Source organism: Halomonas sp. IOP_14 (assembly GCF_021021315.1).
Lineage (GTDB): Bacteria > Pseudomonadota > Gammaproteobacteria > Pseudomonadales > Halomonadaceae > Vreelandella > Vreelandella titanicae.
On the sequence record NZ_JAINWD010000011.1, the window covers coordinates 119,656 to 143,050 of the forward strand.

Genomic DNA, 23,395 nt, shown 5'->3' on the forward strand with positions numbered 1-23,395 from the left:
CAAGGAGAGACCCTGTATGAACGACCATCTGCATAGCGACGTGAGTGATCTACGCTCACGCATTCGCACCAACTACGACGCCAACGAGGCAGATGTGCTGCACGGGCTGGTCGAGCGTATCAAGCTGTCGGAGGATGACCGCAAGAAGGTCGCCGCCGTTGGCGCCAACTACGTGGAGCGTGTGCGCAAGGAAAGGTCGCCCTCGATGATGGAGGCGTTCCTTGCCGAGTACGGGCTCTCGACCACTGAGGGCGTTGGCCTGATGTGTCTGGCAGAAGCGCTACTGCGCGTGCCCGATGCAGAAACCATCGACGACCTGATCCACGACAAGATCGAGCCCTCCGACTGGGGCGCCCACCTGGGTAAGTCCTCGTCATCAATGGTCAATGCCTCTACCTGGGCACTGCTGCTGACCGGTAAGGTGTTGGAAGAAGACCCCAAGGGCCCGACCCGAGCGCTGCGCGGCCTGGTGCGCCGGATGGGCGAGCCGGTGGTACGCAAGGCGGTTGGCCAGTCGATGAAGATTCTCGGCCGCCAGTTCGTGCTTGGCCAGACCATCGAAGAAGGCATGAAGAATGCCCGCGAACTGGAGAAACAGGGCTATACCTACTCCTACGATATGCTGGGTGAAGCGGCACGCACCGACGAAGATGCCGTCCGCTATCACCAAGCTTATTCAGAGGCGATCACCGCGATTGCCGAGCAGGCCAAGGGCGACGTGCGCGGAAGCCCCGGCATCTCAGTAAAGCTCTCGGCGCTACATCCGCGTTATGAGTACACACACCGTGACACGGTGATGACAGAGCTAGTGCCACGCGCCAAGGAGTTGGTGCAGCAGGCGGCCAAGGCCAATATCGGTTTCAATATCGACGCCGAAGAGCAGGATCGGTTGGATCTCTCCCTCGACGTGATCGAGGCCCTAATGGCCGACCCCAGCCTGGACGGATGGGACGGCTTTGGGGTCGTCGTGCAAGCCTACGGGCGCCGCGCCGCGCCGATGATCGAGACACTCTACGAGCTGGCCGAGCGGTTTAACCGCAAGATTATGGTGCGGCTGGTTAAGGGCGCCTACTGGGATACCGAGATCAAGCTCTCCCAGGAGATGGGGGTGAAGACCTTCCCGGTCTTCACCCGCAAGGTCAACACCGATGTCAGCTACATGGCCTGCGCGCAAATGCTGCTCGACCGACGTGACCGCATCTACCCGCAGTTCGCGACCCATAACGCCCACACCTGCGCCGCCGTTGTAGAAATGGCGGGCGACGACAAAGACAGCTACGAGTTCCAGCGCCTGCATGGAATGGGCGAATCGCTACACCACATCGTCAAGGAGTCAGAAGGTACGCACTGTCGCATCTACGCCCCTGTCGGTGCGCACCGCGACCTGCTGGCCTACCTGGTACGCCGTCTGCTGGAGAATGGCGCCAACTCCTCGTTCGTCAACCAGGTGGTGGATAGCTCGATTCCGGCGAGCGAGGTCTCAAAAGATCCCATTGAAGGGTTCAAGCAACTCGGCAACGACGTCTCAAGCCCGTTGATCCGCCAGCCCAGCGAGCTGTTCGAGCCCGACCGCAAGAATTCCAAGGGCTACCGCATCAACGAACCCGCTTCGATTTTGCCGCTGCTCAATGCCCGCGAAGCATTTGCCGACGCCACCTGGACCGCAGGCCCCATGCTGGTGGGCAGCCCCGCTCCCCAGGGCCCGGCGCGCGATACCGTCTCCCCCGCCGACGGCTCTCGGGTGATCGGCAAGGTGCATGAAGCCACCCCGGAAGAGGTCGCCACTGCCCTCGACGCCGCCGAGCAAGGCTTCAAAGAGTGGTCGGCGCGCCCGGCAGCCGAACGCGCCGCGGTACTCCGACGCACCGCCGACCTCTACGAGGAACACATTGCCGAGCTGACCGTGATCGCCACCCGCGAAGCGGGCAAGATGATGTTCGATGGTATTGCCGAAGTGCGCGAAGCGGTGGATTTCCTGCGTTATTACGCCAACGAGGGCGAGCGGCTGGAAGCGGAAGAGCCCGGCAGCGCCCGCGGCATCTTCGTCTGCATCAGCCCGTGGAACTTTCCCCTGGCCATCACCACCGGCCAGATCGCTGCCGCCTTGGTTGCTGGCAACGCGGTGCTCGCCAAGCCCGCCGAGCAGACACCACTAATCGCCGCCCGCGCCGTCGAGCTGATGCGTGAGGCTGGCCTACCGGAAGCGGCACTACAGTTGCTTCCTGGCGACGGCCCAACGGTGGGCGGCCCGCTAACCAGCGATCCACGTATCGCTGGCGTCTGCTTCACCGGCTCGACCCCGGTGGCACAGATCATCCACAAGGCTCTGGCGGACAACGCAGGTCCCGACGCCGTACTGATCGCCGAGACCGGTGGTCTGAACTCCATGATCGTGGACTCCACGGCGCTGACCGAGCAAGCGGTGCGCGATATCCTGATCTCCTCCTTCCAGTCGGCTGGCCAGCGCTGTTCAGCGCTGCGCATGCTGTATGTTCAGGAAGAGGCCCGCGACCGGTTGCTCAACATGCTTTATGGCGCCATGGACGCGCTCACCATTGGCGACCCTTGGAATACCGATACCGACGTCTCGCCAGTGATCGACGTCGATGCACAACAAGAAATCAGCGACTACGTGGCGTCGAATGAGAAAGCTGGCAAAGTACTGAAGAAGCTGTCTGCGCCGTACACCGGTACCTTTGTGACCCCGGCGGTGATCGAGGTTGGAGGCATTGAAGATCTCGAACGTGAAATCTTCGGCCCGGTGCTGCACGTGGCCACCTTCAAGGCGCGAGATATCGACAAGGTCGTCGACGACATCAATGGCAAGGGCTACGGGCTGACCTTCGGCCTGCACACCCGCATCGACGACCGCGTGCAGCAGATCGTCGAGCGCATCCATGTCGGCAACGTCTACGTCAATCGTAATCAGATCGGCGCTATCGTTGGCTCTCAGCCGTTCGGCGGTGAAGGCCTCTCAGGTACCGGGCCTAAGGCTGGCGGCCCGCTCTACGTCAATCGCTTCCGCCGCACCGCTGAAGCCGAGTGCCACGAGACGCCGGAGGGAAAAGCCGTATCACTCGGCGACCTCCAATCGGCCATAGACGGGCTGGATGCGCGTAACTGGGCGGTACGACCCAATCGCATCGAGGTACTGCGCAAGGCGCTCTCCGGCAAAGGCGGCGTGATCCGCAAGGCACTTGCCGAAACGGCAGCGTTAGATATGACACCGCAGACCCTCCCAGGGCCGACAGGGGAAAGCAACCGCCTGGCAATGTACCCCAAGGGAGTGGTTCTGTGCCTAGGGCCGACGCTGGATATCGCCATTGCTCAAGCAGCACAGGCCCTAGGCGCGGGCTGTGCCGCTGTCGTAGTCGCATCAGGTGCCGAGCAAGCCGTGAAGCCACTGACCGATGCCGGCGCACCGGTGGCTGGGCTTGATGGAAGCGTTTCAGCCGAGACACTGAGCGAAGTCAAAGGCATTGCAGCGGTCGCCGCCGCTGGCGCCAGCGACTGGACTCGTGAACTGCGGATGGCGCTGGCCAAGCGCGACGGTGCCATCGTATCGCTCGAGACCCAGACCATCTCGCCGGATCGCTACGTGGTGGAACGTCATCTGTGCATAGACACAACCGCAGCGGGTGGTAACGCCAGCCTGCTGGCAACGGCTGAATAGGTCGGCGCTAAATGGTAGGTGCTTAGGGATCGGTGCTTAGGAGGCGAGCGACTCATTGAGGTCGCTCGCCCTCCACCCAGACTGTCTCAGTAATCAATAGTTAGCCACTACTCGTTAGCGGCTTTTTTTATCTAACGAACGAGTTTTCCGGTAATAGCAGCTAGTGATGCATTATTCGTAGTGGCTCCAGAGCCTAAGAACTTTCACCACTCGCTCGTCCTCAAGCACTTGGTAGACTAGGCGATGCTGGATATTGATCCGGCGTGAGTAGGCGCCAGCAAGATCACCAATAAGCTTCTCAAACGGAGGCGGCTTACGGTAGGGGTCTTCTGCAATCAGTACCAGTAAATCCTGGGCTTTTGGCTTGAGGCCGCTGGAGGCCAGTTTCTTCGCATCTTTTTGGGCTTGTTTGGTGTAAACCAACTTCCATGTCACCAGTCCAGCTCCTCATCGCATTCATCTAGGGGGGTATTCATCCCCTCACGAATAGACTCCCGCATACCTGGCACGGAGAGCAGGTAAAGTGTTTCCTGAATCGCCGACCAGTCTTCCTCGGATACCAAGACAGCTTTGTTCCGCTTGCCCATGATGACGATGGGCTGGTGAGACTCGGCAGTTTCGTCGATCAACCGATAAAGATTGCTGCGCGCCTCAGTTGCTGTGATTCCGGTCATGACGCCCTCTTGCTCATTCAATTTTCTAACAATGTACGCCTTTGGGTACGTACGTCAAGACGAACGTTGCGCATAACATCGTCAGAATACGTCTTTCGCGTGTATGGCCCTGATACTCATTGAGCCTTTTCTCCCGGTTTCGTGGTAGCGGCCTTGTAACATGTTGCCCCAAATAAGGCCTCATAGACCTCATCGATAGAACTGAAATTTTTAAACCAACCTTTTGGCAAAACCCTTATATTAGGGCGTTCGGCTTTAAATCCGCCCTGGTCGCCCTTGGTATGTTTTGCAACCTTAAGCCCGTCAAGGCTAGGCAATTTCTCGCCTGGAAGAGAGCCAAAGAAGAGGAATGGCCCCAGCTCCAAGGTATCTTCGTTGAAATAAATCCAAATAACACACCCAGAGGGCTTTTCAGAAAGCCTCGTATGAACTTTCTGGCTGGCTGTTTTGCCGCCAACGTATGAAGCTTTAAGCTGTATGTGCCTCACGACCCCATTATCTTCCGCTATTAGATCATAGCCAGCGTTATCAACTTCTGGACTCGCCACCTCTAGCGTGCAGCCAAATTCCTTCCAGGAAAGCTTTAGCAGTTCGCCAATGAAAAGATGCTCAACGAGCTTTTCTCTAAAAGACGAGTGTTCGCTATGGTTCAACGCCTTCTCTCCACGTAACGCCGTAATCCCAAGCTTGTTGCGTACATTGCTTTAGCCCCTTGCTTCTGACAAGTAGCCTTTTGCAAGCTCGCCTACGAAACGACGCCCAGGATTAGAGCCGTTTATCCAATCATCAGGCGCAAATAGTTCAAACAGTCCTACCTTGATCAGTGTCGGCACCGCCAGCTCAAGCTCTTTCTCTACTTGCCCGCGCTCGCCTGAATTGTATAGATTAATGTTGTGGAGCATGGTTGCGACAGTGCCCGTCTGTACCTTGCTACCATCTTTAAGTCGAACAGAAGGAAGAACCTGACCTTCTGAAACAATTTTTTGGTTGGCCTCAGCCAACTGGTCTGAGTTTTCAATACTGTTGCTCATTGCAATTATTCCTCTTTAAAGCAGCTCAAGACAGTCATCAGCGTGGGCAAACGCAGCGAAGGGGTTGGCATCCGGTGCACGGCCTAAATGGGCTGTTTCAGGCGGCAACAAGCTTCTTAGCGTTTGCGCTAGAGTCCATCAGTTCAAAATGAACGAGCAACTGACTCTGCTCGGCTACAGTTTTGATGATGGTGCTCTTGTCCTTGAACTGATGGTCTTGGGCTCACACGAAAATTTCTACCACGATCTCAAACGGTAGCAATGACGTTATAACTCCCGGTACAAGCTGCGCTTTGGAGCAGCGGAAAAGCGCTCACCGTGATGCCGCTTGTTATGGTTTCTGCTCACTAAGCTCAACCTTTCTGCCATCAGGATCTTGGACGACATAAACATGCTTTCCGCCAAACTTATACTGGTCCACTAATTCTAAGTCAGGGATGATATTGCCCAGACCTTCCACTGAAAATCCTAGTCGCGTGTTGTCTACTGATTCGCTGCTAACCAATGGATACAACTCGAATACAAACCCCGCATTTTCTGACGAGTAATGCACTGGCCCACAGCCATGCTGCTCTTCCACGAAGCTGAAACCGAGCTGCTCATAGAACTGCTTGCTGGCCCGCAAATCGCTGCACCGTAGTACGAACAAATCAAGTTTCATAATTCACCAAAATGACATAACGCTGCAACGTGCGCGGCTTTGTAATAAAGGCGCAGCCGCAACGTACAAGCAGTCGCTGTACCTGCGGCTATTATCCATTTGCCGAAATTACAGTTATGTTAAACCCTTCATCAGGTGTGGGCGCAACAAAGTACTTTGTAACCTGCTCAAACATCTCTTCAGTATCCGTTGTCGCTCTCTGCGGTTGTTCTGCACGCCTTTTGGCTATCTGCTCTAAGCAGGTATCATTTGGCTGGTCAATGTAAATTAGCTCATGGGGAGCCTGAATCTCTGAAAAGACACTTCTAAGCCATTTTCGTTGCGGAATCGTATTTGCAGGAAAGTCCATTACCACATTAGTGCCTGACGCCAAGATCGACTGAGCCAGCTTCTTCATTTGAGGCTTGAGCCGTCCAGCATATTTTACGTAATCTTCCAGTGTCTTAATGCTATCGGGATAAACCGACGCAAGCCACTCGTCTTCTGAAAGCAGTACGGCGTTTCGTTCTTGGGAAACTTCAAGAGACTTTGTAGTTTTCCCTGCCCCCATTTTCCCGCAGAAAAATGTCAACACTCCTTTCTTCATTTCTTGCCTCGTATTGCATAGCAGTTTATTTCTGCGCATACGTATTTTCCTAGAAAGCGTAACACCATAAAAAAACTCCAATGTGTTAATAGTAATGGGCAAATTACCAACTCCCATTCAAATGCTCGCTAGAAAAATGCGCATGCTCATTCCTGACCATCTTTTCGCATTGCCTATAAACACGAGCAGATGTTTTACAACCTGCTGTTTTAATTTATTTTTATAAACAATATTCTGGCAATATTTGATCATACCTCTTGCTGAGCGTATCAGAAAAACACGCATTACAGACTAAAAATACTTCATATCACTGCGCATGCATCCATACAAATGGGCAAGCCAAATGGTTAGCAGCCCGCTTCTGAATTAGGTCTCTCCAGCCTCCCCTCCCCCTAACCCCCCCATGTCTAATAACTCTTGCCCTGGATCAATAATCCACTCCCTGGGTCTCGTTACACTGGTTTCATCGTTAAGCGGCTATCGAAAAGCCGTCTAATCTTACTATCTGCGTTAACACCTGGAGTGATCCCATGCGTAAAGCCGCCCTGCCTACATTATTCGTCACCACTGTTGCCGCTGCGGCAATGATGACCAGCAGCCAGGCATTCGCCTACGGCGCTGGCGATTTCTTCACCCGCGTGGGTGTGGCCAAAGTCGCCCCCACCAGCGACAACGGCTCACTGGCCAACGGTGCGCTATCAGTGGATGTACAGGATAAAACCGATTTCGCGTTCACCTTGGGCTATCGCTTCCACGATAAAGTCGGCGTGGAACTACTGGCGGCGCTGCCGTTTGAACACGACATCCATTTAAACGGCGATAACATTGCCTCAACCAAGCACCTGCCGCCGACCCTAACACTGCAGTACTACCCGCTGGGCGGCACTCAGTCACGCGTACAGCCCTATGTCGGCGCCGGTATTAACTACACCTTTTTCTCCGATGAGGAGCTGACGATTGGTGATTTAGACCTGGATGACTCCTGGGGAGCGGCAGGCCAGGTAGGTGTTGATCTATTAATTGATGACCATTGGGCGCTGAACGCCGCTGCTTGGTACATCGATATCGATACCGATGCGAGCGTTAACGGTGCGGCGGCAGGTACCGTTGAGATCGATCCTCTCGTGGTCATGGCAGGCCTCAGTTACCGCTTCTAAGCCACTTGCAAAACCGCTAGCGGATGTTATCCACAAAGCCTGCCTCACGGTGGGCTTTGTGCGTTTAGTAGCATGCCGCTTTAAGCGCTTTCAGTGACGATCTGGTCGACCTTCTCTACCGCCCGCACGATGAGCAGCTGGTGGTGGGCGGGTGTTTTCTCCTGCTGTAAATAGGCCGCCACGGCGGGAGCCACCTCGCACTTTGCGGGCATGGCTGCACGGGCATCCATCAAAGCGTTCAAGCGGGCAATAAACACAAAGCGTACCCATTGAGGCAGCGACATCGTGTCGATGCAAAATGGCTGCTGGCTGGCAAACGCCTCTGCATCGGGTGTTGGCATGCGCCATAGATCGGCGGCTTTCATCGACGCCTCAAGCTCTAGAAGTGCTGTCTGCAGCGGTTGATAAGTACTCATAAAGACGTGTGTCACTACCTCGGAAAATGAAAAGTGTGTCGTCTGCCCATTATCCCCACTCAGCGAGTGCCTTGCCACCTATCAACGCTTGCGGGAAGTTATCCATAGACTCACAGAAAACCTGCACGAGCCTGTGGATAAACTATGGAAAGGTGTCGCAACGCTTGCTCTCATGGGGCTTTCGCACAGTTGATTAATTTTTAACCGCATTGTCATTAATGCTAATGCCTTAAGGCATTGTCATTAACACCATGTTTTATCAGTCTCTGCGGCTGACAGTGTCACATCAGCAAGGTAGAGTGCAGGCTTGCAACGCGGAAGGATGTCATGCAACCAATTCAAACCCTTGATGAGTTTTTTACCCGCAGCGGTGGCGAGGTTTCCCTTTACCATATGGGGCGCCATGTCGTCTCCTGCCCGCGGGAGTCACTTGCCGCCTTTGAAGGTGGCGAAATGGCCTGGCCAGAACCCTGGCAAGGCCAAGCGCGCTTAGCCATTGTGTTTCGCCTTGGCGATATGCCCGAACCGGCTATTTGGTTCTTAGCCTTGCCACTGGACGAGCAGGGAATGATTGCCCCCGCCCAGCGCGATGCGTTTTTAAACCGGCTGCTGGAAACACTGGGGCGCGCGGTTTCTAACGTGGGTCGTGAAGAAACAGCGGACGTGGATCACTTAATGAAGGATAATCCCCTCGCCTTCACGCCTAACGTCACCTTCCAAGCCATGCTCAATGCACGCGCCACCCATGCGCGTGGGCTACCCGCCAGCCAGCATTTTGAGCCGGTTGATGCCTACTTGAGCGGCCAGCAAGCGATCGATTGGCAGGCATTGGGGTTACAAGGGATTGCCGATTACGTCGTGAGAATGGAAACACTTGACGCTGAATCGCTCGCGCAGCGGTTGCCTGAACTGCCTACCGCCGTTATCCACTCCTTGTGCTACTGTTTAGAGCACCAGCCATTGCCACAGGCGTTAGTCGCGGCACTGCAGCGTCGTGGCGAAGCCGCTGCACAAGCGGGCGACATCGAAACGCTGTGTGCCTGTCTGCGCGCAGTGGGCAATACGGATGCATCAGAGGTGGGTAATTGGTACACGGCCTTACTTAACAACTCAGCGGCCTGTGGGCCGGATGTGCTCGCGGCAATAGCCGGGCGCGGCTGGGGCTATCTTGAAGACGCGCAGCGCCTGCCACTTTTTCTGCAACGCTTAGCAGAAGATGAGCGTAGCGATTTTGCCGCCGTAGTGCGTGATATTGCGTTAATACCACGACTACGCTTACCGGTCATGATGGCACTGCGGGATGCGCCTGCTGGCTCCGCAACCCAACGCCGTTTGACACTGATGATGTCACAGAGGAACGCTTGATCCGATGTCACTTTTAATTGCAAGGAGTGAGCCGTGAAGGAATTACCCTATCAGGCCAAAGCGGTCATTGGCCGCCGCGAGATGGTGACGCTACCTGAACTAGGGCTTCACCTATGCTGTAAAGCTGACACTGGCGCGCGAACATCTGCACTGCATGCAGAAGAGATAGAGACCGATGAAGATGACCATGGTCAACTGTGGGTTAGCTTTATCACCCATAGCGGAGGGCCAGACACGCCAGCGCATCGCTTCCGTTTGCACCTGCATGATCGACGCCGGGTCACCAGTTCCAACGGTCATAGCGAGTGGCGCTATGTTATACGTACCCCGATGCAGATGGGCGATTTGAATTTCCCCATTGAACTGACCCTTACTGACCGCAGCAATATGCGCCACCCGATGCTACTAGGCCGTAGTGCCATGCGCCGCCTCCTGGTGGCCCCCGGTGCCGCATTCTTGCACGGTGAGCCTTAACCCCTTATTAGTCGCTTCAATCTCAGCTCGGAGTCTCCTACATGCATATCGCTCTGCTGTCACGCAATCGCAATTTGTACTCTACCCGCCGCCTGGTTGAAGCCGCAGAGCAGCGTGGGCATACCGCCCGCGTGGTGGACACGCTGCGTTGCTATATGAGCATTACCTCGCACCACCCTTCGATCCACTATAAAGGCCAAGAGATTGAGCCTTTCGATGCGGTGATCCCGCGCATTGGTTCATCGGTCACCTTTTACGGCTGTGCGGTGCTGCGCCAGTTTGAAATGATGGGCACCTACGTTATCAACGATAACGTCTCGATTACCCGTTCGCGGGATAAATTACGCTCACTGCAACTGCTGTCGCGTAAGGGGTTGGGGCTGCCAATTACCGGCTTTGCCCACTCCCCCGATGACATTCCCGACCTGATCACCATGGTCAAAGGTGCGCCGCTGGTCATTAAGCTGCTCGAAGGCACCCAGGGGATTGGTGTGGTATTGGCGGAAACCAACCAAGCCGCTGAATCCGTCATTCAAGCGTTCATGGGCATGAAAGCCAATATCATGGTGCAGGAGTACATCAAAGAGGCGCGTGGCGCCGATATTCGCTGCTTCGTGATTGGCGATAAAGTGGTCGCTTCAATGAAGCGCCAGGCGGCGGACGGTGAGTTTCGCTCGAATCTACACCGCGGCGGCACCGCCACCGTGATCCGCATCACCCCTGAGGAACGTTCAACGGCGATCCGTGCAGCCAAAGCCATGGGCCTGCGCGTTGCCGGTGTCGATTTGCTACGCTCCAATCACGGCCCGGTGATTATGGAGGTTAACTCTTCGCCTGGTTTGCAGGGCATTGAGAACGCCACCGGCAAAGATATTGCGGGAATGATCATTGAGCACATTGAAAGAAACGCTTCACCAGCCCGTAAAGCACCGCCCAAGCCTAAAGGCTAAGGCAAAATATTAAAATAATCCGTTTCGGGGGTGGCAAATAGTCGCTGTCACCCCCACAATCTGCGTCACCGAAGGAGGTAGACGCTCATGTTTCTCGATAATCGCCAAGTGGCGATGGACAGCGTATTGGAAGCGCTGGCCGATAGCATTGATTATTTCCAAGACAATATTGAACGCCTGCGCCCGTCGCTGCGTGACGCTTTAAAGCCGCATTATGCTGCGCGGCTCAAGCAGATGCGCCAGCTGCAGGATCTGGCCCGTGCGCATTTAAAAATGCTGCCCCGGGATGCAGACGTTGAGCGCGATGATTTTTTATGGCTGTGGAGCCGTCTAAAAAGCTTTGTCGGCAACGATAGCCAAGTACTCATCAATGAGCTATTAGAGCAAGAGCGTGTATTAATGCAGGCGCTCTCCTCTCTGTATACCCACCCGTTACCCGATCCGATTGAACCGGTGGTAGAAGAGTGCATGCAGGGGTGCCGTAAGCTTATCCGCGAGCTGTATGCGCTGCAAAAGCGCAAAACCCACCGCTAACGCCCTATAGACACGCTGCTAGGGGCTTTAAGCTATCTATGCTCAGGACCTCTATGCTCAAGGGCCTGGTCAAAGGGCTATGGAGGGCTAAAGCGCTCGTTTAGTGATGGCAGAATAAGGTCTATGGGCGTCCGCCTGGGTAATTCGATGGGCTCAGGCGTACCGAGAAAATAGGGCTCCCTCCCCCATACATAGAGATCACCCAGGGTGGCTACGCGTGCTGCCCACTCGCGCAGCTTTAAACGCCACCCCACTGCTACGGTAGGATCATCCGCCACACAGCCAGTGACATCGATACCTAGCGCACGACCAATAAATACCGCGCGGGGAAGATGCCAGCTCTGGGTGATCAGCAGGGCTTTATCCAGCTGAAAAACGTCTCGGGCACGCGCTAGCGTGTCGTAGGTGCTAAAACCAGCAAAATCCATGGTCAGCTGTTCAGACGCGACACCGCGTCGATACAGCTCGCGCCACATTGCGCGCGGCTCGTTATACGCCTGGGTACGATTATCCCCAGAGAGCAAAAGATGCTCGACCTGAGCCTGCTCAATTAAAGTAGCAGCGGTTCGCATGCGCGCATGGAAGTGCGGGTTTCTCACCCCACTACGCGTCCAGTGAGACGTACCGAAGACAATCCCCACTTCTGCTGGACGACACTGCTGCGGCTGACGCTCAATGTAAGCGGCGGTCGTCGCGAGCACCCAAAAATTGCCGCCTATAAACAGCAATGTCGCCAGCAGCGACAGTGCTCCTAGCGACATTAATAAACGCTTTAGCCATTTCAACAAAAGGTTATGCATCCAGCTCCCCAGCCGGGGTTAGAACATGCCGAGTTCAAGCTTGGCCTCGTCACTCATCATGTCACGGCTCCAGGGCGGGCTGAAGACTATTTCGGTGTGAACCTTGCTGATCTGCGGCGCACCGAGGATCTTATTGCGCGCATCCGCCGCGATTACATCGCCCATCCCACACCCAGGGGCGGTCAGCGTCATGCGGATAGTTACCATACGCTCACCACTGATAAGGCGCTCGATACGGCAGCCGTAGACAAGCCCCAAGTCAACGATATTGACCGGTATCTCCGGGTCAAAGCAGGTGCGCAGTTGATCCCACACGAACTGCTCAATCTCTTCCTCGGTAGCCGTTTCGGGCAGCGTAGGACGCGGGAGCGACTCAAGCCCCAGGGCATCCAGGTTTTGCCCCTCAATCAAATAGAGGCGCCCTTCAAAACCAACGCTTACCGTACTGCCTTTCGCCTGCATAACGCTAACAACGCTATCTTCAGCCAGTGTTTCCGTACTGCCAAACGGAATGGCAATGGCTTCCACATCGCGCTGGAGCGGTAACTGTTGGCCACGTTCCAGACTGGCAACTTGCTCAAGATCCATAACTGTCCTTAAATGACGATTCTTAAAGAACCGACCTTAACGCACCATACCAATGACACGTTGGAGTGCTTCTACAAAGCGATCCACTTCTTCGAGCGTATTATACGCAGCAAATGAAGCGCGGCACGTCGCGTCGACCCCAAAATGATGCAACAAGGGCTGCGCGCAGTGGTGACCGGTACGAATAGCGACGCCAAGCTGATCGATCAGCAAGCCAATATCTTGCGAATGCGCCCCTTCCACAATAAAGGAAAGAACGGCCGCTTTATCCGGCGCAGTGCCTAAAATACGTAGACCATCGATTTGACCGACCGCCTGGGTAGCGTGATCGAGCAGTTGGCCTTCCCAGGCGCCGATGGCATCTATGCCAATGCTCTCCATCCACTCAAGCGCTCGACCCAGGGCAATGACCTCCGCAATAGCGGGCGTGCCCGCTTCAAACTTATGCGGAATAGCGGCAAAAGTGGTACCCGCATCAAAGGAGACCGTGCTGATCATCTCCCCGCCCCCCTGCCAGGGCGGCATCGCTTCAAGCAGCGCCTGCTTGCCGTAGAGCACACCAACGCCTGTCGGCCCATACACTTTGTGGCCAGAGAAGGCATAGAAGTCAGCATCGATTGCCTGCACATCGACCACTTGGTGAGGTGCTGCCTGAGCACCATCAATCAGAATCAGCGCACCCTGCTGATGGGCAAGGGTTGCCATCTCTTGCACCGGGTTGATGGTTCCCAGAGCATTAGAGACATGGTTCACCGCCACCAGCTTAGTGCGCTCACTCAGCAGCGAGCGATAGGCAGCCATATCCAGCGCGCCGTTGGCCTCAACGGGAATCACCTTAATAGTAAAGCCAATCTCGGCGGCCAACAGCTGCCAGGGAACAATATTGGAGTGATGCTCCAACATCGAAATCAACACCTCATCGCCAGGTGCAAGATTTGCACGCCCCCAGCTATGCACGACCAGATTAATCGCTTCCGTGGTGCCGCGGGTAAAGATGATCTGACGCGCATCTTCCGCATTAAGGAACGCCTTAACCCGGTGGCGCGTGCCTTCAAACGCCGCCGTCGCCTCATCGGCGAGAGTATGCAGCCCGCGGTGAATATTGGCATTATAGCGCGAGTAGTAATCGCTAAACACGTCAATCACCTGCTGAGGCGTTTGGCTAGTGGCCGCATTATCTAAATAGATCAGCGGCTTGCCGTGCACCTCACGGGCCAGCACCGGAAAGTCCTGGCGCAGGCGCATAACATCAAAGGTCGCTTGCGCAGGGCTTGTTTGCACAGTGCCTGTTTGAGAAGGGCTAGACGTTGGCTCAATAACGGAATGTGGCATCAGACGCTCCTGATTGGGTAGTGGCGCTAGTCGTTAAGTGAAACCGCCGCTTCGACAAGCCCGGCAAGGTTGAAGCGCTCTGGCAGCTTACCGGCGACCGCTAACTCAACGCGCTCGGCAATCGCATCCAGGGTGACTTTGTCCAACACCTCGCCAGCGAAAGCGAGCGTTAGCAGACCGCGAGCGGTGGCTTCATCGATACCGCGGGTACGCAGCGCATAAATCGCCTCTTCGTCTAGCTGGCCTGTAGTCGTGCCGTGTGAGCACTTAACGTCATCGGCGTAGATTTCAAGCTCAGGCTTGGCATCAATGTGGGCACGATCCGATAGCAGTAGGTTTTGGTTACTCTGAAAACCTTCGATCTTCTGGCTATCGCGCTTGACGTAGACCTTGCCGTTAAACACCCCGTGGGCGCGATCATCCAGAATGCCCTTGTAGTTCTCATTGGAGAACGTCAGCGGCGCATTGTGGTTGACCTTGGTATGGTTGTCGACGTGTTGGCGACCCTGACCAAAGAACAGACCCAGGAAGTTGGTTTCAGCGCCCTGGCCGTTCAAGTCACTGATCAGATCGTTGCGCACCAGCGCACCGCCCAGGCTCAGGTTATAGGAGGTATAGCGCGTATCGCGGCCCTGCTCTACGTGAATGCTCGCCACGTGCAAATCACCCAACGGCGCTTCTTGCAGCTTGTAGTGGGCCAGTATCGCGCCCCGGTCTAGCATCAGCTCGCCAACTACGTTGGTGAAGTTCGTCGCTTCGCTTTCACCTGTGTAGTGCTCAATCAGCGTCGCCTCGCTGCGGCCTCCTGCCTCCACCAGCACCCGCGGGTGACACATCACCGGCTGGCCTGCGCGGGACAGAAACTGCAGCAGGATGGGCTTCTCAACCACTGTTCCCGGTGCAATGCGAACCACTGCCCCCTCTTCCATAAACGCCGTGTTTAGCGCGGCGAAGGGCGAAAAATCCACCCCGGTTAGGCGCCCAAGCGGGCCACCCACGGCTTCGTGGTTCTCTGCTAGCGCCTTGGAAAGCGGTAATACCTGAACGCTTGACGGCAGTGAATCCAAATCAGAGAGCGCCGATGAGAAAACGCCATCCACGAAGGTCAGCCGGTAGGCATCAATCGGCAGCGTTAGCGCCGCGGCGGTGGCCGGAGAGAACTCAGCGTTGTCGGCTATTGCAAAGTTGCCCTGGGCAATCGAACGTACGTCGGTGTACTTCCACTCTTCATCGCGACGCGTAGGAAAACCCAGCGCCTCAAAACGTGCAGCACCCGCCTGGCGACGAGCAGCAATCCAGGTCGGTTCCGCTGTGTAGTTCGAGCTGCGCGCCTTCAGCGTGTCTAAAAAGGTTTGCGTATCGCTCATGCCACAGACTCCTCGATACCTTCGTACCCATTGGCTTCCAGCTGTTTGGCCAGCTCGGCATCACCGGTTTTGACAATACGGCCATCGACCAAGACGTGAACCTGGTCTGGCACGATGTAATCCAGCAGACGCTGGTAGTGGGTGACCAGTAGAATGGCGCGGTCTTCAGCGCGCAGGCTGTTGACACCATCGGCGACCACTTTCATGGCGTCGATATCCAGGCCGGAATCGATCTCATCGAGCATCGCAAGCTTCGGCTGAAGCACCAGCATTTGCAGGATCTCGTTGCGTTTTTTCTCACCGCCAGAGAAGCCTTCGTTAACGGCGCGCTGTAGGAAGCTAGCGTCCATTTTCATGTAACCAAGCTTCTCTTTCACCAGCTTCATAAACTCTGGCGCTGGCATTTCGCCTTCGCCGCGGGCTACGCGCTGGGCATTAAGCGCAGACTTCAGCAGGTAAATGTTTTTAACCCCTGGAATCTCGACCGGGTACTGGAAACCCAACAGCAAGCCAGCCTGGGCGCGCTCTTCAATTTCCATTTCGAGCACATCCTTGCCATCGAAGGTAACCGTGCCCTGGGTGACTTCATAGCCATCTTTACCGGCAATCACCGCGGATAGCGTCGATTTACCCGCGCCGTTCGGCCCCATGATGGCGTGCACTTCACCCGCATTGATGGTCAGGGTGAGGCCTTTGAGGATTTCATTGCCTTCGACGGTGACGTGTAAATCTTTCACTTGCAACATATTGAATACCTTCTGATTCTGGCGAGTCGCCACGGCGACACTGATAAAATTGGGTGAACTGGACAACCAGCGATTAACCTACCGCGCCTTCCAGGGTGACGTTGAGCAGTGCTTCGGCTTCAACGGCAAACTCCATCGGCAGTTCCTGGAAGACATCCTTGCAGAAACCGTTAACGATCATGCTGACCGCGTCTTCTTCAGAGATACCGCGGCTCTGGCAGTAGAACAGCTGGTCTTCACCGATTTTCGAGGTGGTCGCTTCGTGCTCAATGGTCGCCGTGCTATTGCCAATTTCCTGATAAGGGAAAGTATGCGCACCGCACTTATCACCTATCAACAGCGAGTCACACTGGGTGAAGTTACGCGCCCCTTTGGCCCGCGGGCCAATTTTCACCAGGCCGCGATAGGATTGGTCACTCCTGCCCGCTGAGATACCTTTGGCGACGATATACGAACGCGTGCCTTCGCCAATATGAATCATCTTGGTGCCGGTATCGGCCTGCTGGCGACCATTGGTAACGGCGACGGAGTAGAACTCGCCGATACTGTCTTTGCCGCGCAGTACGCAGGAGGGGTATTTCCAGGTAATCGCCGAGCCGGTTTCTACCTGCGTCCAGCTAATCCGTGAACGGTCACCACGGCAGTCACCGCGCTTGGTGACGAAGTTATAGATACCGCCTACGCCATTTTCATCACCGGGGTACCAGTTCTGCACGGTGGAGTATTTGATATAGGCGTCGTCCAGAGCGACAAGTTCGACCACCGCGGCGTGAAGCTGGTTCTCATCGCGCATTGGAGCCGTACAGCCTTCCAGGTAAGAGACCTGGGCACGGCTTTCGCAAATAATCAGCGTGCGCTCAAACTGGCCAGTGTTGGCCGCGTTAATGCGGAAGTACGTAGACAGCTCCATCGGGCAAGTCACGCCTTCTGGCACAAACACAAAGGAGCCATCGGTAAACACCGCTGAGTTCAGCGCGGCAAAGTAGTTGTCCGCCACGGGAACGACCGTGCCCAAGTACTGTTTGATCAGTTCCGGGTAGTCGCGAATGGCTTCAGAAATGGAGCAGAAGATAACCCCTGCTTCGCCAAGCTGCTTTTTGAAGGTAGTGGCGACCGAAACGGAGTCAAACACCGCATCGACGGCAACTCCTGCCAGCGCGGCGCGTTCGTGCAACGGAATACCCAGTTTCTCATAGGTTTCCAGCAGTTTGGGATCCACTTCATCCAAGCTTTGCGGGCGGTCTTCCGGGCGTTTCGGCGCACTGAAATAGGAGATCGATTGGTAATCAATCGGCGGATAGTCGAGATGCGCCCAGGAAGGAGCTTCCATCTTCAACCACTGGCGGTAGGCATCCAGACGCCACTCCAGCATCCACTCCGGCTCGCCCTTCTTTTTGGAAATAAAGGCGATGGTGTTTTCATCCAGGCCAGGTGGCAGGGTGTCGCTCTCAATATCGGTTACAAAGCCATCTTTGTATTCGCGACGAACCAACTGTTCCATTTCTTCGCTTGCCATGGTGATACCCTCCGGGCAGTTGGGTGGCGAGGTCATCGCCTTTAATAATAAAGTAGGCCTGCTGTACTCGCGCCGCCGTTAGGCCGACGCCGCCGACAGGCTGATCGTTTGAATAGGCAGTTGTACTGGCAGCTTAATCGGCGCTGTATCAGCCAGATGCGCCAGGGTCACGCTCTCTAGCAGAGTACGCATGGCCAAGGAGACCCGCTGCCAGTTGTCTGCCACACCGCAGGTAGCCACAAGCTCACAATCGCCTTCTGCTTGGCTGCACTCGGTCATGGCGACGGGGCCTTCAATCGCCGCAATAATATCGGCGGCAGTAATCTGCGATGCGGGCCGGGCCAGGCGGTAACCGCCTTGGGCGCCACGCTGAGAAACCAGCAGCCCTGCCCGCACTAGCATTTTGAGCGTTTTACTCACCGTCGGATGGGGCAACTGCACGGCCTCTGCTAACTCTGCCGCTGCATGCGACGCCTGGGAATGGCGGGCAATTTGCGCCATGACCACCGCGGCATAGTCTGTCAGCCGAGAAAGCTTAAGCATGTCGACTCCCTTTATGTCATCAGTACGCAGCAAATCAAATGGTCGCCACGTCAATTGAGTACCATTTTAGTCCTGTATAAATTTGATGTGAAGCCCCTGAGCAAAATGGATAGCAATTTACGCAAAATATCGGCACGTTCGGCGCTGATAGCATCAAAAACAACAATCATTATCATTTAGGAAAGCTATCATCAGTCATTCTTTGCTTTATGGCTTTACACTTAATGATGGCGTCTGGTAGTTTCGGCTAGGTATCAGATGCCATCATTGTGGATGGCAAATGCTATTCGAGGTGACGACATGGATTCAGCGGTAAATAACATGGTAAGTGCATCAATGGCGCTTCAGCAGGTGCAGATAAGCCAACAGGCCCAGCTCAGCGTTTTTAAACAAGCGTTAGATGGCAGTGCATCACAGATTGCCGCGCTGATGGAGAGTGTTTCGATGGATCCGCAACTGGCCACCAGTGGCAGCGTAGGTACGCAGATTAATACGACTGCGTAATAAACGTTAGGCTAGATAAATCAATAGCCCCCTGGTCAATGCCAGGGGGCTATTTTTTTAACGATCTGCTTTAGCGCTAGGCTTTCTTAACAAATTCGGATTTAAGCTTCATCGGGCCGATACCGTCAATTTTACAGTCGATATCGTGGTCGCCTTCAACTAAGCGAATGCTTTTCACTTTGGTACCCACTTTAACCACCAGTGAACTGCCCTTAACCTTCAAGTCCTTGATCACCGTTACGCTATCACCGTCGGCCAGCATATTGCCGTTGGCATCGCGCACGCCTGAAGCGTCATCAGCGCCCTCTTCTTCTGCCACTTTTGACCACTCATGGCCGCACTCTGGGCAGACATATTGCAGACCATCATCGTAGCTAAACTCAGAGGCACAGGCAGGACAGTTAGGCAGGTCACTCATCAGACGGCTCCATCACCACAGTTAGAAAGCGATGGAGCCTACACGGGTTACGCAAAATGTCCAGCCAAAGGCTAGATCAATCGCGCTGGTAAGTACCCACCAAACGGTTCATTCCCAGCAGGTGAGGCTCTACTTCTTTGAGCAGTTCAGCCAGCGTGAGCCCTTCAGGGAGCGAGGTTTGATGATCCAGCGCCAGCACCCAGAAATAATAAAGATGCTTGCCGTGCCCTTCTGGCGGCATCGGGCCACAATAGCCAGTACCACCTTTATCATTTGCGCCGACGGTGCCCGCCGCCGTCTTTTCAGTTAATTCCTGAATATCGCCGGGTAGGTTATAGAGCACCCAGTGGACAAAGCCATAGCTACCGTCTTTGACCAACGGCGCGTCCGGGTCATGACAGATCACTGCAAACCCTTGGGTTCCCTCGGGAGCGTCTTGCCAAGCAAGTGCTGGCGAAACATCCTCACCTTCCCCGGTGTGCTTGGCAGGGATCGCCTGATGGTCAGCAAACGCCGGGCTGGTAACCTGCATTGATGAAAGTGCAAATGTCATGTTTTATCTCCTTGGTTTATCTAATGTGCCTTTCGCTCCTAGTCTCACAACTCCACCGGCCTTGTTTCTTCAGGCGGCGCTTAACCCAGGCATCATAAAGCGCCCGCAAGCCCGATTTAATGCCCGGTAGACCAATGATCCAGGCAGCCGGCGCCAACAGGGGAATACGCTTCATTAATAAACGGTAAGCATCGATCCCCTCCACCAATTGCCCAGATGCTGTTTCGATATGCAGAGAACGCAGCGCCATGTCGGGATCGACGCCCTTTTGCTGTAGCGCCTGGTGATGTTCACTCACATCAAGCCAAGCGATATCAGCGGCATGCCGCCCCGACCAGCGCTCATAGCGGCGGCGCTCTTTACGACACAGCGGGCACTTCGCATCGTAAAAGACATTGATAGAAGTCTTATTGGGCATATAGCCTCTCTAGTTAACGACACTAAAGCAGTGTGGCATTTTCAGTACTAGTCGCAAACCTTTACATATTCACTGCTTATTTAGGCTACGGCTATGACATCTGAGTTCAAAAAACAGCTATTAATTGTTGCCCATGCCCCTTCGGCGAATACCCGCTTATTGCGTGATGCGGCTTTCCAGGGCGCGAGTCATCCCGACCTTGAGCAGGTGCACTGTGTGGTAAAAGCGCCCTTGGAAGCTGGACCAGACGACGTGCTTGCTTGCGATGCGATTCTGCTCGGCACCACAGAAAACCTGGGTTATATGAGCGGCGCCCTCAAGGATTTTTTTGATCGCAGCTACTATTCTGTCATTGAAAAGAAACAGGGATTACCCTGCGCGCTCTATATTCGCGCGGGGCACGATGGCACGGGCACCCAACGCGCAGTAGAAAGCATCGTCACTGGCTTACGCTGGCGATGGGTACAGCCACCGCTCATTTTGTGCGGCGAGTGGCAGCCCTCATTTGCAGATCAGGTAGAAGAGCTCAGCATGACCCTAGCGTTTAGTGTTGAGAGTGGCATTGTTTGAAAGTGACATGGTTTGAGAGTGATATTGTATAACCTCGCCTAGCCTGCCTTACTGTAGATAAGCATTTCGTGCCCATTGTGCGATTAAAGGGCGGCAGTACTTGCTTGAATTTACTGCTGTTACTTAACGCACGTACATTAGGTAGCCATTATGCATAAAGTCATTGCTTTCTATGATGATCGGGTGCTCGCTCACGAGCCCAATATTGACGCCGACTTTCTACCTCAACGGATCGATAAGCGCATTCGACATCTGCTTGCAGGACTCCCTGTGCCATGGAAATACCCCGAACACCCCGGCCGCTTGAAAGCCATTCAGCACCTGCTTGAGAAAGCGCCCATTGCGGGCCTGCACATTGAAGGTGGCAAAGCAGCCACCCATGAACAACTCGCCAGGGTGCATACCACGTCCTATCTAAGCGATATTTTTAGCCTGCGCGGGAAAAATGCCTGGTTGGATGTGGATACCACAGCGGTCTCACCGGGTAGCGTCGATGCCGCCGAAGTCGCCGCGGGAACGGCCATTGCCGCAGTAGAAGCGGTCATGGAGAAACGCGCTAAAAGTGCCTTTGCACTTGTACGCCCGCCGGGACACCACGCGGAGCCCGTTCGCGCCCGTGGCTTTTGTTTATTCAACAATGTAGCGGTCGCCGCAGCCCATGCGCGCAGTGCGCTGGGTTGTGAGAGAGTGCTGATTGTTGACTGGGACGCCCATCACGGCAACGGCACCCAGGATATTTTTTGGGCAGAGCCGGACGTAATGTTTTTCGATATTCACCGCGCAGCACCCTTCTATCCCGGCTCAGGCCATCTGGAAGAAGTGGGCGCCGGTTTAGCTGAAGGCACCACCATCAATGTTCCGTTACCGGCTGGCGCTGGCGACGAAGCGTATCTCAAGGCATTTCGTGACATTCTTGCTCCGGCCGCAGCGTGGTTTAAGCCCGACATTATTTTAGTTTCGGCAGGGTTTGACCCCCACTGGCACGATTTGGCCTTAAACGTTTCCTATGAGGGTTTTGGCGCACTGACCGGTTTCTTGCAACAACTGGCCGAACAACACTGCGATGGCCGCTTGGTGTTCGTATTAGAGGGCGGCTACAACCTGGAGTCACTGTCCAACGGCACTAGAGCCGTACTTGCCGTATTGGCGGGCAACACCGTGCCTGTGCCCGATACCTGCGGCATTGCGGAAGTCCAAGCCGCGGCGGATTTCCACCGCACGGCTTTTCAATCGGAATAATTTCGCTGCTCATAAAAACGGCACCTCGCGGTGCCGTTTTGCAATGCCGATTGCCGATTTAAAGCAATAAAAAGCTAGGTGATTATTTCAAGCGTTCAAACACCGTCGCTACACCTTGCCCCATACCAATACACATGGTTGCCAAGCCCAGGGTGGTATCGCGCTGCTGCATAACGTTCAACAGCGTTGTGCAGATACGTGAACCCGAGCAGCCTAGCGGGTGCCCCAGAGCGATTGCACCGCCATTGAGGTTAACCTTGTCGTCCATCGCATCCAGGAAACCGAGATCTTTCAGCACCGGAATACCCTGCGCCGCGAAGGCTTCGTTGAGTTCAACGGTTTGGATATCCGCCGCGGAAAGACCGGCGATTTTCAGCGCTTTCTTAGACGCGGGTACCGGACCATAGCCCATGATCGACGCATCACAACCCGCGACGCCTGTAGAGAGCACCTTCGCAATAGGCTCTAAGCCCAGCGCTTGAGCTCGCTCGTAGCTCATCACTGCCATTGCCGAGGCACCCACGGAGAGCGCCGAGGAGGTACCCGCCGTGACCGTACCGTTGCGCGGGTCAAACACCGGCTTCAGATTCGCCATAGACTCCAGGCTAGCGTCACCGCGAATCACTTCATCACGCTGAACCATGACTCTAAAGCCGCGTTGATCGTGGCCTTCGACGCCGATAATTTCGTTATCGAAGTAGCCCTTCTCCATGGCCGCCTGGGCGCGCTGGTGAGAGCGTACGCCGAATTTATCCTGATCTTCCCGAGAAACGCCGTGCATTTTACCCAGCAGCTCCGCGGTTAGGCCCATCATCATCGCCGCTTTAGCAGCGTATTTGCTGGCGGCGGGGTTAACGTCAACGCCGTGAGCCATGGGTACGTGCTCCATGTGCTCAACGCCGCCAATGATAAAGAAGTCGCCCATACCCGCTTTGATATTGGCGGCGGCGATATGCAGCGCCGTCATTGAAGAGCCACACAAACGGTTAACGGTTTGCGCGGGCACCGAGCGCGGAATACCGGTCATAATCGCCGCATTACGAGCAATGTTCATCGACTGCTCGAGTGTCTGGTTCACACAGCCCCAGATCACATCATCCACTTCAGAAGGATCTAGATTAGGATTGCGGGTAAACAGCGCCTGCATAGCCGCAGCAGAGAGATTCTCTGCGCGAACATTACGAAAAGCACCATTTTTGGCTTTCGCCATGGCGGTACGAACACCGTCTACCACCACAATGTCTCTCGGATTCAAACTCATCTTATATCTCCTGTGCGTG

The 23,395-nt window shown here is 55.1% G+C and carries 27 protein-coding genes and 1 pseudogene; 10 read left to right on the forward strand and 18 right to left on the reverse strand.

Annotated elements, in window-relative coordinates:
- Positions 1 to 16: 16 nt before the first annotated feature.
- Entirely contained in the window at positions 17 to 3,673 is a 3,657-nt protein-coding gene (gene putA / locus K7H09_RS11045; protein WP_052475639.1) for a bifunctional proline dehydrogenase/L-glutamate gamma-semialdehyde dehydrogenase PutA, read from the forward strand.
- A gap of 171 nt (positions 3,674 to 3,844) precedes the next feature.
- On the opposite strand, the gene K7H09_RS11050 is transcribed toward putA, so the two are convergent.
- The 4 genes from K7H09_RS11050 to K7H09_RS11065 form a co-directional block, all read right to left on the reverse strand.
- Positions 3,845 to 4,108, reverse strand: coding sequence for a Txe/YoeB family addiction module toxin (locus K7H09_RS11050; protein WP_039859212.1), 264 nt, complete (start codon positions 4,106 to 4,108; stop codon positions 3,845 to 3,847).
- Entirely contained in the window at positions 4,105 to 4,347 is a 243-nt protein-coding gene (locus tag K7H09_RS11055) for a type II toxin-antitoxin system Phd/YefM family antitoxin (protein WP_027958673.1), read from the reverse strand. The genes K7H09_RS11050 and K7H09_RS11055 overlap by 4 nt, the downstream gene beginning before the upstream one ends.
- A 116-nt stretch (positions 4,348 to 4,463) precedes the next feature.
- Complete coding sequence (locus tag K7H09_RS11060; protein ID WP_041158648.1) at positions 4,464 to 5,000, reverse strand: hypothetical protein; 537 nt, start codon at positions 4,998 to 5,000, stop codon at positions 4,464 to 4,466.
- Positions 5,001 to 5,051: 51 nt separating this feature from the next.
- A complete protein-coding gene (locus K7H09_RS11065; protein WP_027958672.1) occupies positions 5,052 to 5,378 on the reverse strand; it encodes a DUF7709 family protein in 327 nt (108 codons plus the stop codon).
- 130 nt (positions 5,379 to 5,508) lie between these two features.
- Between K7H09_RS11065 and K7H09_RS11070 the strand changes: the two are divergent.
- Positions 5,509 to 5,637 (forward strand): annotated as a pseudogene (locus K7H09_RS11070) (type II toxin-antitoxin system RelE/ParE family toxin); the annotation flags it as partial.
- 72 nt (positions 5,638 to 5,709) lie between these two features.
- Here the strand turns inward: K7H09_RS11070 and K7H09_RS11075 are convergent.
- Entirely contained in the window at positions 5,710 to 6,039 is a 330-nt protein-coding gene (locus K7H09_RS11075; RefSeq protein ID WP_035538312.1) for a VOC family protein, read from the reverse strand.
- Between the two features lie 91 nt (positions 6,040 to 6,130).
- A complete protein-coding gene (locus tag K7H09_RS11080) occupies positions 6,131 to 6,625 on the reverse strand; it encodes an AAA family ATPase (RefSeq protein ID WP_041158675.1) in 495 nt (164 codons plus the stop codon).
- Between the two features lie 530 nt (positions 6,626 to 7,155).
- Here K7H09_RS11080 and K7H09_RS11085 point away from each other — a divergent pair.
- Complete coding sequence (locus K7H09_RS11085) at positions 7,156 to 7,782, forward strand: OmpW/AlkL family protein (RefSeq protein ID WP_022522983.1); 627 nt, start codon at positions 7,156 to 7,158, stop codon at positions 7,780 to 7,782.
- Between the two features lie 80 nt (positions 7,783 to 7,862).
- On the opposite strand, the gene K7H09_RS11090 is transcribed toward K7H09_RS11085, so the two are convergent.
- On the reverse strand, positions 7,863 to 8,198 hold the full coding sequence (locus K7H09_RS11090) for a YqcC family protein (RefSeq protein WP_027958669.1): 336 nt from the start codon (positions 8,196 to 8,198) through the stop codon (positions 7,863 to 7,865).
- A gap of 327 nt (positions 8,199 to 8,525) precedes the next feature.
- Between K7H09_RS11090 and K7H09_RS11095 the strand changes: the two genes are divergently transcribed.
- The 4 genes from K7H09_RS11095 to K7H09_RS11110 all read left to right on the forward strand — a co-directional run bounded on the left by K7H09_RS11095 (position 8,526) and on the right by K7H09_RS11110 (position 11,521).
- Positions 8,526 to 9,563 (forward strand): DUF3549 family protein, encoded by a 1,038-nt coding sequence (locus tag K7H09_RS11095; protein ID WP_009287109.1) that lies wholly within the window; start codon positions 8,526 to 8,528, stop codon positions 9,561 to 9,563.
- 33 nt (positions 9,564 to 9,596) lie between these two features.
- Entirely contained in the window at positions 9,597 to 10,037 is a 441-nt protein-coding gene (locus K7H09_RS11100; protein ID WP_009287110.1) for an ATP-dependent zinc protease family protein, read from the forward strand.
- 41 nt (positions 10,038 to 10,078) lie between these two features.
- On the forward strand, positions 10,079 to 10,987 hold the full coding sequence (gene rimK, locus K7H09_RS11105; RefSeq protein ID WP_009287111.1) for a 30S ribosomal protein S6--L-glutamate ligase: 909 nt from the start codon (positions 10,079 to 10,081) through the stop codon (positions 10,985 to 10,987).
- Positions 10,988 to 11,074: 87 nt separating this feature from the next.
- Positions 11,075 to 11,521 (forward strand): hypothetical protein, encoded by a 447-nt coding sequence (locus K7H09_RS11110; RefSeq protein WP_009287112.1) that lies wholly within the window; start codon positions 11,075 to 11,077, stop codon positions 11,519 to 11,521.
- Positions 11,522 to 11,598: 77 nt separating this feature from the next.
- On the opposite strand, the gene K7H09_RS11115 is transcribed toward K7H09_RS11110, so the two are convergent.
- The 7 genes from K7H09_RS11115 to K7H09_RS11145 all read right to left on the reverse strand — a co-directional run bounded on the left by K7H09_RS11115 (position 11,599) and on the right by K7H09_RS11145 (position 18,413).
- Positions 11,599 to 12,321, reverse strand: coding sequence for a SanA/YdcF family protein (locus K7H09_RS11115; protein ID WP_009287113.1), 723 nt, complete (start codon positions 12,319 to 12,321; stop codon positions 11,599 to 11,601).
- Between the two features lie 18 nt (positions 12,322 to 12,339).
- A complete protein-coding gene (sufT, locus tag K7H09_RS11120) occupies positions 12,340 to 12,909 on the reverse strand; it encodes a putative Fe-S cluster assembly protein SufT (protein ID WP_009287114.1) in 570 nt (189 codons plus the stop codon).
- A 36-nt stretch (positions 12,910 to 12,945) separates the two neighbouring features.
- Positions 12,946 to 14,241: a cysteine desulfurase gene (locus K7H09_RS11125; RefSeq protein WP_041158649.1), complete on the reverse strand. Its 1,296-nt coding sequence runs from the start codon at positions 14,239 to 14,241 to the stop codon at positions 12,946 to 12,948.
- A 26-nt stretch (positions 14,242 to 14,267) separates the two neighbouring features.
- Entirely contained in the window at positions 14,268 to 15,608 is a 1,341-nt protein-coding gene (gene sufD, locus K7H09_RS11130; RefSeq protein WP_027958667.1) for a Fe-S cluster assembly protein SufD, read from the reverse strand.
- A complete protein-coding gene (gene sufC / locus K7H09_RS11135) occupies positions 15,605 to 16,354 on the reverse strand; it encodes a Fe-S cluster assembly ATPase SufC (protein ID WP_027958666.1) in 750 nt (249 codons plus the stop codon). The genes sufD and sufC overlap by 4 nt, the downstream gene beginning before the upstream one ends.
- A gap of 73 nt (positions 16,355 to 16,427) precedes the next feature.
- Positions 16,428 to 17,870, reverse strand: coding sequence for a Fe-S cluster assembly protein SufB (sufB, locus tag K7H09_RS11140; protein ID WP_022522975.1), 1,443 nt, complete (start codon positions 17,868 to 17,870; stop codon positions 16,428 to 16,430).
- Between the two features lie 78 nt (positions 17,871 to 17,948).
- The gene (locus tag K7H09_RS11145) at positions 17,949 to 18,413 is read right to left on the reverse strand and encodes an SUF system Fe-S cluster assembly regulator (RefSeq protein ID WP_022522974.1); all 465 of its coding nucleotides are present in this window, start codon (positions 18,411 to 18,413) and stop codon (positions 17,949 to 17,951) included.
- Positions 18,414 to 18,713: 300 nt separating this feature from the next.
- Here K7H09_RS11145 and K7H09_RS11150 point away from each other — a divergent pair, with 300 nt between their 5' ends.
- Positions 18,714 to 18,917 carry a putative motility protein gene (locus K7H09_RS11150; RefSeq protein ID WP_027958665.1) on the forward strand — a complete coding sequence of 68 codons (204 nt, stop codon included), beginning with the start codon at positions 18,714 to 18,716 and terminating at the stop codon, positions 18,915 to 18,917.
- A gap of 76 nt (positions 18,918 to 18,993) precedes the next feature.
- Here K7H09_RS11150 and K7H09_RS11155 read toward each other — a convergent pair whose 3' ends face one another.
- The 3 genes from K7H09_RS11155 to K7H09_RS11165 all read right to left on the reverse strand — a co-directional run bounded on the left by K7H09_RS11155 (position 18,994) and on the right by K7H09_RS11165 (position 20,306).
- Complete coding sequence (locus K7H09_RS11155) at positions 18,994 to 19,335, reverse strand: zinc ribbon domain-containing protein YjdM (RefSeq protein WP_022522972.1); 342 nt, start codon at positions 19,333 to 19,335, stop codon at positions 18,994 to 18,996.
- Between the two features lie 76 nt (positions 19,336 to 19,411).
- Positions 19,412 to 19,888 (reverse strand): YbhB/YbcL family Raf kinase inhibitor-like protein, encoded by a 477-nt coding sequence (locus K7H09_RS11160; protein ID WP_041158650.1) that lies wholly within the window; start codon positions 19,886 to 19,888, stop codon positions 19,412 to 19,414.
- A 16-nt stretch (positions 19,889 to 19,904) separates the two neighbouring features.
- Positions 19,905 to 20,306, reverse strand: a complete 402-nt coding sequence (locus K7H09_RS11165) for a thiol-disulfide oxidoreductase DCC family protein (protein ID WP_009287121.1) — start codon at positions 20,304 to 20,306, stop codon at positions 19,905 to 19,907.
- A gap of 93 nt (positions 20,307 to 20,399) precedes the next feature.
- Here K7H09_RS11165 and K7H09_RS11170 point away from each other — a divergent pair, with 93 nt between their 5' ends.
- Positions 20,400 to 20,876 carry a flavodoxin family protein gene (locus K7H09_RS11170; protein WP_041158651.1) on the forward strand — a complete coding sequence of 159 codons (477 nt, stop codon included), beginning with the start codon at positions 20,400 to 20,402 and terminating at the stop codon, positions 20,874 to 20,876.
- 150 nt (positions 20,877 to 21,026) lie between these two features.
- Complete coding sequence (locus K7H09_RS11175) at positions 21,027 to 22,115, forward strand: histone deacetylase family protein (RefSeq protein ID WP_041158652.1); 1,089 nt, start codon at positions 21,027 to 21,029, stop codon at positions 22,113 to 22,115.
- Positions 22,116 to 22,197: 82 nt separating this feature from the next.
- Here the strand turns inward: K7H09_RS11175 and fadA are convergent, their stop codons facing one another.
- Positions 22,198 to 23,376: an acetyl-CoA C-acyltransferase FadA gene (gene fadA / locus K7H09_RS11180; protein ID WP_009288645.1), complete on the reverse strand. Its 1,179-nt coding sequence runs from the start codon at positions 23,374 to 23,376 to the stop codon at positions 22,198 to 22,200.
- Positions 23,377 to 23,395: the final 19 nt, after the last annotated feature.